6 protein-coding genes are annotated in these 12,124 nt (G+C 60.0%); 2 read left to right on the top strand and 4 right to left on the bottom strand.

What is annotated here, in order from left to right; translation table 11 throughout:
• Positions 1-229: 229 nt before the first annotated feature.
• Positions 230-4,303 (bottom strand): M10 family metallopeptidase C-terminal domain-containing protein, encoded by a 4,074-nt coding sequence (locus tag ACP691_RS05685; protein ID WP_426152978.1) that lies wholly within the window; start codon positions 4,301-4,303, stop codon positions 230-232.
• A 680-nt stretch (positions 4,304-4,983) separates the two neighbouring features.
• Here ACP691_RS05685 and ACP691_RS05680 point away from each other — a divergent pair.
• Positions 4,984-7,674, top strand: a complete 2,691-nt coding sequence (locus ACP691_RS05680; protein ID WP_426152976.1) for a M10 family metallopeptidase C-terminal domain-containing protein — start codon at positions 4,984-4,986, stop codon at positions 7,672-7,674.
• Between the two features lie 103 nt (positions 7,675-7,777).
• On the opposite strand, the gene ACP691_RS05675 is transcribed toward ACP691_RS05680, so the two are convergent.
• The 3 genes from ACP691_RS05675 to ACP691_RS05665 form a co-directional block, all read right to left on the bottom strand.
• A complete protein-coding gene (locus tag ACP691_RS05675) occupies positions 7,778-8,164 on the bottom strand; it encodes a cupin domain-containing protein (protein ID WP_426152974.1) in 387 nt (128 codons plus the stop codon).
• 70 nt (positions 8,165-8,234) lie between these two features.
• Positions 8,235-9,062 carry an AraC family transcriptional regulator gene (locus ACP691_RS05670; protein WP_426153016.1) on the bottom strand — a complete coding sequence of 276 codons (828 nt, stop codon included), beginning with the start codon at positions 9,060-9,062 and terminating at the stop codon, positions 8,235-8,237.
• Between the two features lie 933 nt (positions 9,063-9,995).
• The gene (locus ACP691_RS05665; RefSeq protein ID WP_426152972.1) at positions 9,996-10,877 is read right to left on the bottom strand and encodes a LysR family transcriptional regulator; all 882 of its coding nucleotides are present in this window, start codon (positions 10,875-10,877) and stop codon (positions 9,996-9,998) included.
• A gap of 112 nt (positions 10,878-10,989) precedes the next feature.
• On the opposite strand from ACP691_RS05665, the gene ACP691_RS05660 reads away from it, so the two are divergent.
• Positions 10,990-12,093: a tRNA-dihydrouridine synthase gene (locus ACP691_RS05660; RefSeq protein ID WP_426152970.1), complete on the top strand. Its 1,104-nt coding sequence runs from the start codon at positions 10,990-10,992 to the stop codon at positions 12,091-12,093.
• The last annotated feature ends 31 nt before the right edge of the window (positions 12,094-12,124 follow it).

Here is a 12,124-nt window from a genome sequence, read left to right as displayed (position 1 = left end):
GGTAGTTGGACATTCGCCGATGCCTAGGGTACTTCGTCTGGAAATAAGGGCAGAAGGCATGGGTCGCGGATGCCGGGGCGGCACGGATCATGAAGGCTTGATCCGAGCGCGCAGCGCTGCCCACGCTCGGCTCCGGCCAAGGGAGCGACGCCGCGATACCGGTCTTTCGTGACCCACCTGTAGACGCCGCCGCGGGGCCCGAACCGGTCGGGCCAGCGGCGTCTAGCCATTACGCCACCAGATCTGCCGAGCGGAGCTCCTCGACCCCGATCATCCGTATCTCGAACTCTGGCGCCCCATTGGCATCCAGGCTGCCCTGCAGCACGCCATCGGCGAACCGCAGCTCACCGGTGGCATCGGCATCGAAGGCCGCGCTGCCGATGAACCTGAAGCCGTCCATGGCAGCCGTTTGCGGATCGGCATCCAAGGCGCTGAGATCGACCTTGTCTCCCTCGCTCGCGCTGAACTCAGCGATCTGATCGCGCTCTGTGCCCACCCCCATGTCGTGCCACGCGCTGAACCGGAACACGTCAGCACCGCCACCACCGACAAGGGTGTCGCTGCCCCCCTTGCCGTCGAGCACGTTGTTACCGCTGTTTCCTCTCAGGGTGTTGTCCAGATCATTGCCGGTGCCGGCCAGCGCCTTGTCGCCGGAGAGGTCGAGCACTTCGACGTTGCTGCTCAACGTCCAGCTCACCGCGCTTTGCACGGTATCGATGTGAGCCTTGTTGGCATCGGTTTCGGTCACGGTGTCCCCGACATCATCGACGATGTACAGCGTGCTGCCCGTACCCTTGTCGATCAGGGTATCGGCGCCCAGGTCACCGTTGAGCACCTGGCTTTGCGAGCCAGCCGCCACCAGAGTATCGGCCACGTCGGTACCCTGTACTCGCCCATTCTGGTTGGAGGTCGAAGCGGTGATGTCATCGGGGTCATTGTTGTCGGAGGGGTCGCCCTTGTAGCCCAGGTCATTGGCAATGTAATCGGCCAGGCGTTGGCCGACGATTTCCGCTGACTCTTCGTGCAGGTGCCAGACGTCGTCCGGATAGGTCACCGGGTCGGCTTCCTGGCGCAGCGGCAGGTCCGTGTAGTCGACCGCCAGCTGAACGTCCGCGCGCTCGGCGGCCATGGCCTCCTGGGCGTGCCGCACGTGCACGGTGCCGTCGACGATGCTGGCGATCTTGCTTTCGGAATAGCCACGGTAGCGCGCTCCGTCCACGGCGTAGTGGCCGGTTTCCATCAGGTAGATGGTGAACTCCCCCAGCTGTGCATGCAGGTAGTCGAAGACTTTCAGGGTCGAGGCCTTGTACAGGGCCTCTGCGGCCGCCTTGTCGCTGGCCCTGGCGATTTGCTGGGCACCCTCCTCGCCCTGCCCCCAGATGATATCCAGGTTGACCGGGCCGGTCTTCTGGAGGGTGGCGATCTGACTCTTGAGCAGGTCCACGGCCCGGGTAAGCACAGGCCCAGGCTTATTGGTGTCGGTGAACCACCAGCTCAGGTTCTTCTCCTCGGTCGTGGCGGTGGAAAGCCCGGTGACGGTGGTCCCGCCAATGGCGATGTCGACGGGTTTGCCGTCGGCATCGTTGAACTGGCTGCGCACGTCCAGGGGCGTGTAGCGCCCCAGATCCTTGACCAGCTCGGTGATCCCGGACTGGTTATCGTCTTCGGTCACCCGCATCAGGCGGGCATTGGACTGACCCAGGGTGGGCAGGAACTCGATGCCCGCGGTGGTGCGCGGGGTGAATACGAAGTCGCTGGCGGTCAGCGCAAGGTTGCCGCTCAGGGCGATTTCGAAGCGATTGCCATTGGCATCGGCGTCGGCACTCTTGATGTAGGTCTTGTCGCTGGAGGCGCTATAGGTGGTGTACAGCGTGTGCCCGTTGCCGCTGCCGAGCCCGGAAAAGCCCAGGGCGCTGACGTCGATCCTGTCCTGCCCGCGGACGAAATCGAAGATCGTATCGGTGACGGTCGCGCCGCCCGCGTCATAGTCACGGTAGCTATCCAGGAGTTGGCTGAAGCGGAAGGTATCGGCACCGGCCTGCCCGTAGAGCGCGTCCTTGCCCGCGCCGCCGTCGAGGGTGTCACCGCCATCCCCGCCCTTGAGGGTGTCGTTGCCGCCAAGCCCGAGCAGCAATTCGCTGTTGGCGGTGCCTGTCAGGCTGTCGCTGCCGTCGGTGCCGGTCAGGGTCGTATTGGAGTTACTGGCGAAAATGAACCTGTTGGCCGCCAGGTTGGCGGTCTGGTTGCCCTGCAGCGCGATCTCCAGGCGTTCCCCGGCTGCGTTCGCCACGTAGGACTTGATATAGGTCCTGCTGCCATCACTGCTGGTGGTCACCGTAACGGTGGTGCCGTAGCCGTCACCCAGGCCGGTGATACCCAGGGCGGACAGGTCGATGCGGTCGGTGCTGAAGTCTTTGATGAGGTCGCTGGCCACCGTGCCGTTGGCGCTACGGAAGCTGTCGCTGACCGCCGTGTAAACGAAGGTGTCGGTGCCGGTGCCCCCGGTCAGGGTATCGACTCCCGCGCCGCCGGTCAGCCGGTCGTTGCCACCCAACCCGTCGATGCGGTCGTTGCCTGCCAGGCCATTGATGATGTTGGCGGGGCCATCGCCGGTCAGGGTGTCATCGCCCGCCGTACCATTGAGGGGGTTGGTCACGGCGACGGCCGCCACCGCGACCTCTGGGGTGGGAGTATCGAGCTGGGCGGTGGGCGCCTTGGCGAATACGAAGTTGGACGCCTTCAGGCTGCTCAGGTAATTGCCGCTCAGACCCAGCTCGAAGCGCGCGCCATTGGCGTCGGCGTCATAGTCCTTAAGATAAGTGAGGTTACTCGAAGCGCTGTAAGAAACCTGCAGGGTGTTGCCATGCCCATTACCCAGGCCCGTGAACCCCAAGGCCGCCACGTCGATCTTGTCACTGCTGACGCTGAAGTCGGTGACAGTATCCTTGAGCGTTGCACTGGCCGTGCGATAGCTGTCACTGGCGGCAGTGAAGCGGAAGGTATCGCTGCCTGTGCCACCGGTGAGCTTGTCCACGCCCGCCCCGCCTACCAGCACATCGTTGCCTCCAGCGCCATTGAGCACGTCCTTGCCGGCGTACCCCATCAGGGTCTCGCCGGCTCCAGTACCGAGCAAATTATCGTCGCCGCCCGTGCCGAGCAGCGGACCCTGGTTGTCGCTGACCGTGCTGCCGTCGCCGTATAGCGCTGTCGCCCCACGGGAGACATGGCTGATGGTGTTGTTGATCAGGGTGTTGTGGTCAGTGCCTTTCTCGTCCACTTCGGCCACGCCGTAGGTGGACCGGTTGCTGCCCACGATGGTGTTGTCCTGGATCAGGTTATTGCTGCCATTGAAATAGTCGCCGGAAGCCCCTCGGGTATCGTCGAAAGACTGGATCACGACTTCAGGAGAGGTCACGGCCAGGGAATTGTTGTGAATTGAATTGTCCAGAATCTCGACGCCGGTGCTCCCGTACAAGCGGACTCCAGAACGGGCGTTATCGTGGATATCCACGCCACTGACGGTCACGTCATGAACCAGCTTGAGCAACACTCCCTCGGCCTTGTTGCCATAAACGCTGCCCCCGCTGATGACGATGTCGTTCGGCGCCGGGATGTCTTCGTCACCGCGCTGCAGCACGATGCCCGTGCTGCCGTTGTTGTAGGCATCGTTGTCGCGCATCGTGAAGTCGTTGGTGCTGGTCACCACATTGAAACCGTGCCGGTCATTACCGTAGGCCGTGTTGTTCACGAATGAACTGTTTACCAGGTAATCGGCGACGAAGCCGTCCAGGCCGTTTCCGTGCGCCACGCTGTTCTTGATGACCATGTTCCAGGTCTGCTCGTGGGGGTCGAAACCGTAGCCCGAGCAGTTCTTGATTTCGACACTGTCGATGGTGACATTGGAATCGTGTCCGGCCTTTCCCGGGATATAACCGTTGAACCATCCGTCGATCTTGCCGGTGGTGTTGGCGCGATTGCCGTCGATGGTCAGGTTGCTGATCCCGAAGTCGTGATTCTGCTCTCCGTAGGCTGAGCGAATCACGCCCGTGATCTTGGTATCGGAGCCATCGGCCACCTTAATGATCGTCTTGCCCATGCCGGCACCGTACAGCTGGACATTGTTGCGCAGCATCAAGCAACCATCGCCGGGTTCGTCCCCCGCCGAGACCACGTAGGTACCGGCGGGGACATAGACTTGCCCGCCCCCCGCCTTTGACGCCGCCTCGATGGCGCGCTGGATCGCCTGAGTGTCATCAGCGACGCCATTGCCTTTGGCCGAATAATCTTTCACGTTGAATATCAAGACGTTATCTCCATTTAGGGCGGCATCGGAAAGGGGTGACAGGCGCACTTCCGCGCAAGCATTCCTTACCAAGCGATGCCTTCTCTGGCATTAAAAACTGAATAACGCCGTGACTGGCTTTTAATGGCGTCAAAGTTAATAAAGCTTTTCGCGCCGTTGATAGAGAGAATCTTTCATTGAATAACCGGCTTCTTGCAAAACTTCCACCAGGCCGATGAATGAAAGAAGTTTTCCACTGCGTAGGCAACCCCTCCTGCGTCCGTTCGAACTAAAGCTCTTGATTTACAGCGAATATCCCATGTTCAGCTTGCAAATTTTTTACAAGGCGCTACTCAAACCACACTTGACGACTAGCCAAGGCGACGAGTGCATGGCAGACAATGTAATGGGCTATAGCGGTTCCCGGATACCATAGTCGCAACTTCAGAAGATCGCTAATCCTCGCGGCGAATGGCATCCGCAACGCTCGAACCCCGGGACAAGGCTGTCCCATGAGCCCAGGCCCGCTAGGGCCGACTCTGCTCGGTATGGGCCCCGGAAGGCCCTTCATATAAACAGGGCCATCGCTGCCTCGACAGGCCAAACCTGAACTACCTTTGTATCGACCCCATAAACCGGCCAGGCCACGCTGGTGGTGCATGGTTAACCAGGTAGCTGCCTGCTGCCCCCTAGGAGCCATAATGACTACTATCTATTACAACGTCCGCGACTACGGCGCGGTCGGCGATGGCGTCACCGACGATACCCAAGCGATCCAGGCCACCATCGATGCCGCCAGGGCGGCCATCGACTCGGCCGACGAGATACTCGATGCCGAGGTCTATCTGCCTGAGGGTACCTACATCGTTAGCGGTAACCCTGATGTGAGCGCCAGCAGCTGCCTGCGGCTCTACAACCGGGTGACCCTGGGCGGGGACGGAGCCGACGAAACCCGCATCAAGCTTGCCGACGGCTGGGACAAGGCCGTGACCGGGATCGTACGAACCGCTGGCGAAACACAGCACGTGGGCGCCCATGACCTGACCCTCGATGGCAACAGCGCCAACACCAGCGGCCGCGTGGATGGCTTTACCACTGGCGGGGAGAACCTGCTCGACAACCCGGACACGAATGTCACCCTCAGTGGCGTGGCCCTGGTCAATTGCAGCGGCAACGGGCTCAATGCCCAGGAGAACACCTACGGCCTGAGCGTGACCGACTGCGTGGCCAGCGGCAACGGCCTTGATGGTTTCTATGCCCATCTGGTTGGCGCGTTCAACCCGTATGTAGACGCCGGCGGCTTCCAGGACAACCGCAGCGAGAACAACGGGCGCAACGGATTCACCCTGCTGCTGGACAACTACCGCACCACCCTGGCCGACAACGACGCCGCCAACAACGGCGGGCGCGGTATCCTCGTCCAGGGCCCGCGAGGCGAAGAGCCTGATGATCGGGTGCAGATCACCGGCGGCGAGCTGTATGGCAATGGCGAGGAAGGGCTACTGCTCAAACAGACCGACTTCAGCCGAGTGAGCGGCGTCACCGTGCATGATAATGGCGGCGCTGGCATAGGCCTGTTCGGCAGCTCCGCCAACACCATCGCTGGCAATACCCTTTACAACGACGCCGTGGACCATGGCAACGCTGAAGTCATCATCCAGGCGTCGGATGACACCGACGTCACCGCGATAGACTCCGCAGGCGGCAACGTGGTGTACAACAACATCATCAGCGGGGGCAACGCCAGCTACGCCGTGACCGAGCGCAACGAAGACCTCGTTGGCTTCAATACCGCGTCCGATAACTACTTCAGCGGCTTGGGCGACCCCGCCACGCTGTTTTATGGCACCGACAGTGGCGCCTTCGGTAATCACCATGGGGTGGTGATCACCGGCACGGCCAGCAGCAACACACTGACCGCTGTCGATCCAGCCGATACCCTCCTCTACGGTGGCGGCGGTAATGATCGCCTGACCGGCGGCGCCTATGATGACCTGCTATACGGTGGCGTCGGCAGCGACAGGCTGACCGGCGGCGCGGGCGCGGATACCTTCCGCTACACCCAAGCCAGCGACAGCGTGCGTGGCGCCAGCGACCTGATCACCGACTTCAAGCCCGGCGAGGACAAGCTCGATGTGGCCAGCCTTGGCTATTACGGCCTGGGCAACGGCCACGACGGCACCCTGCGGATGATCTACAACGCCAGCCTGGACCGCACCTACCTACAAAGCCTGGACGCCGATGCCGACGGTCACTATTTCCAGCTGGCATTGGCGGGCAACTACCTGGGCCTGTTGCAAGCCACTGACTTCGAAACGCTGCTCCAGGGCTCCAGCGGCAGAGACATCCTGAACGGCACCGAAGCCAACGAAACGCTTGCCGGCCTGGCCGGGCGCGACACGCTGAACGCCGACGACGGCAGCGACTACCTGGAGGGTGGCGCCGGCGCTGACCAGCTCACCGGTGGCGCCGGCGCGGATACCTTTGTGTTTACCGCCCTGCGTGACAGCTACGCCAACGACACCCGCGGCGTGGATTTCAGTGACACCATCACGGACTTTGACTATCGCCAGGATGTGCTGGACCTGTCCGCGCTGGGTTTCACCGCTTTGGGCGACGGCCATGATGGCACGCTGCAAGCCACGCAAGTGGGCGCCGACCTCTTGCTGCAATCGCTGGCCCCGGACGCTAACGGCAACTACTTCAAGCTGCTGTTGGAGCAGGCGAACTATATCAACGCGTCGGCCATTCGCTTTGGCGACCCGATCGCTACCCATTTCAATGAACAACCCGCCAGTTACGACGACTACTACCTCGACTCGCCGACCACTGGGGACGATACCATCGTCGGCTATTTCAGCGACGACCGCATCAACGGCCTGGGAGGCAACGACACTCTGCGTGGCCAGGCAGGTGACGATACCCTGGCAGGCGGTGCTGGTGTTGATACCCTGGACGGTGGCAGCGGCAACGACAGCTTGGCCGGCGGCACCGGCAACGACCTGCTCAGCGGCGGTGCCGGGGACGATCGGCTGACGGGCGGCGCGGGAGCGGACCAGCTCAGCGGAGGCTCGGGCGCCGATACCTTCCGCTTTACAAGCAGCACCGACAGCCTGAGCGATGCCGGCGACCTGATCACCGATTTCTCAGCCGGCCGCGACCTGATCGACGTCTCTGCCCTCGGTTACAGCGGCCTGGGCAACGGTAACGACGGCACGCTCAAGGTCAGCTACAACGCCGAGCTCGACCGCACCTATGTCCAGAACTTCACCGGCACCAATAGTGGCCAACATTTCGAGGTCGCCTTGAGCGGTGACCATAGCCAAGACCTGGGTGCGGAGCAGTTCATATTTGCCGAGGCGAGTTCCGAGCTGACTTTATTGGGGGTGTAGGGCGATACGTCTCCTGATGCATTTGCGCCGATCAGCACAAGGTTGTGCAAGCGGTAACCGCATTGCGGGATAGGTGAACTGGCCGTCGGTACGATCTTTCCAGTCAAATCCAAAGATCGTTCTCAGCGGTCCGCTCACCGCCTTCATGCCCGGTGTTCAAAACCCCGCGCGGCTCAATCATCATTACCTTCGCCTCACCCTTGGCCGCTGTTCTGTGCGCAATGCCCCGTGGGACAACATAAAGCTCCCCAGGCTGCACATGTACACAGCTATCCAGAAGATCGATGCGCAGCGTACCCTCCAACACAAGGAAAGCTTCATCCGTTTCTGGATGCGAATGCCAGATAAACTCGCCTTCGATTCGCACGACCTTGAACTGGTAATCGTTCATTTCCGCGACCACCCTGGGGCGCCATGGTTGATCGATCAGCGTGGCTTTCTGCATCAGATTCACAGGCAGCGATGCACTTGGGGATTGGGAGATCGACATGGGAGATCCTCTTCAATGGAGCTGTCAGCCTAGCGGCACAACATGCGCGGCTCTTGTACGATCCTGCACATCAGCGGGGCCGATTCAAGCGCTCCAGCCAGCGCCATGGTGGTATCCCGAAGCAACGAGTGAAGTGTCGGGTCATGTGACTTTGATCGTGAAAGCCAGCAGCAAGCGCGGCCTCCACCAGCGTCAAGCCATCCAGGATCAAGCCGCGAAAGCAGTCCAGGCGCCGGAGCGTGACGAAGCGATAAGGGCTGGTGCCATAGAGGGCTCTGAAATCCCGTGACAAGCTCCACCGCTCTCGCCCGGTGACGTGCTCTAGCATCTCGAGGGTGATGCCCGAGTGAAGATGCTCCAGGATGAACGACCTGGCGCGTTCAGCGCAGCGGTAATCCAAACGCTTGCGGCCACGGGGCTTGCCTGCGACGTCACGCAGCGCGATCGCCAGGTCATACAGCGCATCCTGCTCCTCGAGCGCCTCCAATGGATGCTCTACCGCCTGCACAAAAATCTCGCTGGCGCGGTACAGACGCGGATCGTTCGAAAGCCCACCGGCGATAAACGGCAGCGGCTGGCCACCAAGCACGTTTTGTATGAGCGCAGGGTCGATATAGGCCATGCGATATCGAAAACCCGCGTCAGTGCCAGCCATTCCATCATGCACCTCGTCAGGGTGAAGAATGAGCGTATTACCAGGTACGCCATGGCGTAGCGAACCTTTGTAATGAAAGCTCTGAACGCCAGCCAGGGTACGGCCGATCGAGTAGGTATCGTGCCGGTGCGGATCGTAACCATGGCCGCCAAACCAGGCTTCGATGCGCTCGATGCTGCCAGGCTGCCTGCTGCGTACGACCCAGTCCGAGGTGGACGGCCCCTTGGTGTAGCCGGGTGTCATTTCCATACTCCGCATCCTTGAACGCCGTAGGTGAACCTACGAGCTCATTGTATGGATATCTGATCGGCAGTGCTCCGCAGCACGCATCCGCGGCGGTAGCTTGTTGGCCTTGGCGTGCTTGTGGCAGGCGCGAAAAAAATCGGTTTTGCCGAGCAGCTTGGTGACTGGGTATTTCCTACTGGGCCGCGCTGGGACAGATTTCGGTCTGTTCGTTGATCGAATGGCCGCTAGGGGTCCAGGCTGTGTGCAAACAGCCTGGGTCGCCTGCGGTCGGTAGTGGTAAGGCAGCAAGTGACTCATTGCGGTCACTCGCGGTCTGTCCATATTCGCCTAGGCAGCGCGTTTTGAGGCGAGGTCTTTCCAAACGTGCCTGATGAACAGGCACCAAAGGAAGATAAGCACCCCTGCTTTTACCGCTCGTAGCTCTAGGTTGGCCAATGCAACAACAAAATCGGCAAAAAAAACACACAGGACAAAAATACAAGCGAAACGTGTGTCCGTATCCCGTATTTTCAGCTTCATTTCTAAGCCCCTGTTCCCCGCGACTCGCTGCATTCCGGCTACCATAGGTTAACAGAAGCGCTACCTGTGCTTAGTGAGGTAGGTGAGATAGGCCGATTCTGCTTGTAGCAAATCCGGCCTTAGGTGAAAGCAGCTATGCGTCGGTAGCTGATGGGTGCGGTAGGCAGAAACTGGCAGCAAACGACCGATTGTGTTGAAAAAGTCGACCCGGCCTGAGTACCCACGTATTGAGCGGTGAAAACGCCTTTTTTTCACGCTGCTACGTCAAATCTGAGCTCTGAACCTTCTGCGCCGAATACAGATTTCAATCTCAGACGCGTAATTTTCTGCCATGGAAACCGAAGCCGACTTTTTCAACAGAATCGGACCCATAGCAGCCGTTCACGGCTGACCGCGAACGGCCAATAGCGCTCACTTCGGACTGCTCAGAGATGCCTCTAGCAAGTCGAGGAAAACACGCACACGATGCGGCACCTGTTGCCGGGTTGGAAGCACAGCCGTGATAAAGAGTTTCTCGGGAGTAGCGCCCTCCAGCTCCACCAGTCGCAAGCTGTTCTCTTCAAGATCATCACGAACATCCCAATAGGTGAGCATTGCTAACCCCAGCCCCTGTTTGCTCGCGGTGCGTACTGCTTCGACGCTATTCGCAGAGAATACGCTTTCACCTTTGAAGCCGACCGTTTCACCCTCCTGCACGAAAGGCCAATGCGGCATACCATGAAGCGCTATGCAGCGATGGCGGCGCAGGTCGTCGAGCTTACAAGGCACGCCGTGCTGCTCTAGGTAAGCGGGGCTTGCGCACAGCACGCGAGGGTTCGGAGCCAGCGAGCGTGCAACCAAGGCGGAATCGCGCAGGGTCGCAATACGAATGGCGACATCGATTCCCAAGCTGACAATATCCACGATGCTGTCCGAGAGATGCAGGTCGACTCGCAGTGCAGGATGCTCAGCCAGCAATGACGGGATAAGCGGCATGATGACGGTCTGCCCAAACACCGTCGGCGCAGTCACCTTCAACGCGCCGCTGGCCGTTCCTGCGTTTGCCTTCAGGGTGACTTTCGCCGCCTCGCTCGCGTTGAGAAGCGTCGTGGAAAATGGCAGGAAAACTTCCCCTTCAGGCGTGAGAGAAACCGAGCGAGTGGTGCGGTGCACCAATCGGACCCCCAGCTCTTGTTCAAGAGAAGCTAGCCGCCGCGACACTGCCATGGGAGACAGCCCAAGTCGCCGAGCAGCACCAGAAAGACTGCCGCTTTCAACAATAGCCGCAAACACTTCAATGTCTAAAATCTGCATGTTGTATCGCTTTCTGTTAAAGCGCCTTATCCGGTTCGCCCGATTCTCATCGCCATCATCAATGCCTAACCTTGGCACATTGCCTTGATCGGCAGAAAAGCACAGAGAGGATATGATGACGCTCGATTCACAGATTCTAACTCCATATGATATCGCTGGCTGCTCGCTGAAGAACCGGCTGGCGGTAGCTCCAATGACGCGCGTCAGCGCTACCGAGACGGGGCACGTAACCCAGGAAATGGCTCGGTATTACGAGCGTTTTGCCAAAGGAGGCTTTGGCCTGGTCATCACCGAAGGCATCTATACCGATCAAAAGCACTCGCAGGGTTACCCCTTCCAGCCCGGCATTACCGATGCGCAGCAGGCACAGGCTTGGCGAGCAGTTACCGACAGTATCCACGCTCACCAGGGTTCAGTCTTCGCGCAGATCATGCACGCAGGCGCACTTAGCCAGGGCAACCGCTTCGTCGGTGTTCCGGCTGCACCCTCGGCACTGCGCCCAAAGGGGGAACAGATGAAGTTCTATTACGGTGAGGGTCGGTACCCGGTACCCCGCGCCATGACCGAAGAAGATATTGCCGACGCCATCGAGGGCTTTGCTCAGGCCGCAACCCTGGCCATCGAATCCGCAAATTTCGATGGCATTGAAATTCACGGCGCGAACGGATACCTGCTTGATCAGTTCCTTACTGACTACACAAATCAGCGTAACGATCATTGGGGAGGCTCCGTACAGGCTCGAATTTCCCTGACCCTGGAAGTCGTAAAAGCGGTAAGGAAGGCGGTAGGCATGGTGCCTTTGGGTGTTCGAATCTCGCAGAGCAAGGTCAATGACTACGAGCACAAATGGGCCGAGGGAGAGCACGCTGCCGAGGTGATCTTCGGCTCACTCAACGATGCTGGACTCGGCTTCATTCACGTCACAGAGTTCGAAGCCTGGAAACCAGCATTCCCTGCTGGCCGGAACAGCCTCGTTGCCCTTGCTCGTCACTACGCGCCGCAGGTGACGTTGATTGCAAATGGTGGTTTGCATACGCCAGAGCATGCGTCATCCGTAATGAAGGATGGTGCCGACATCATTGCAATCGGAAAGGCTGCGCTGGCAAATCCGGATCTGCCTCAGCGGCTAGCCAGCAAAGAAATGCTAGATGAGTTTGACCCCTCGATCTTGGGGCCTATCGCCGACATCAAGAGTAGCGAGCTGACTTTGGCTTAATAACAACGCCAGAAGCAGGTGAAAATGTCCG

Source organism: Pseudomonas sp. DC3200b2, from assembly GCF_049895785.1.
Taxonomy (GTDB): domain Bacteria; phylum Pseudomonadota; class Gammaproteobacteria; order Pseudomonadales; family Pseudomonadaceae; genus Aquipseudomonas; species Aquipseudomonas massiliensis.
This window is presented reverse-complemented; position numbering and strand designations above follow the sequence as displayed.

What these genes read in the sequence shown, in the direction of transcription:
- ACP691_RS05680 (WP_426152976.1), top strand. Translation starts at nt 4,984, where the DNA reads ATGACTACTATCTATTACAACGTCCGCGACTACGGCGCGGTCGGCGAT.
- ACP691_RS05675 (WP_426152974.1), bottom strand. Translation starts at nt 8,164, where the DNA reads ATGTCGATCTCCCAATCCCCAAGTGCATCGCTGCCTGTGAATCTGATG.
- ACP691_RS05670 (WP_426153016.1), bottom strand. Translation starts at nt 9,062, where the DNA reads ATGACACCCGGCTACACCAAGGGGCCGTCCACCTCGGACTGGGTCGTA.
- ACP691_RS05665 (WP_426152972.1), bottom strand. Translation starts at nt 10,877, where the DNA reads ATGCAGATTTTAGACATTGAAGTGTTTGCGGCTATTGTTGAAAGCGGC.
- ACP691_RS05660 (WP_426152970.1), top strand. Translation starts at nt 10,990, where the DNA reads ATGATGACGCTCGATTCACAGATTCTAACTCCATATGATATCGCTGGC.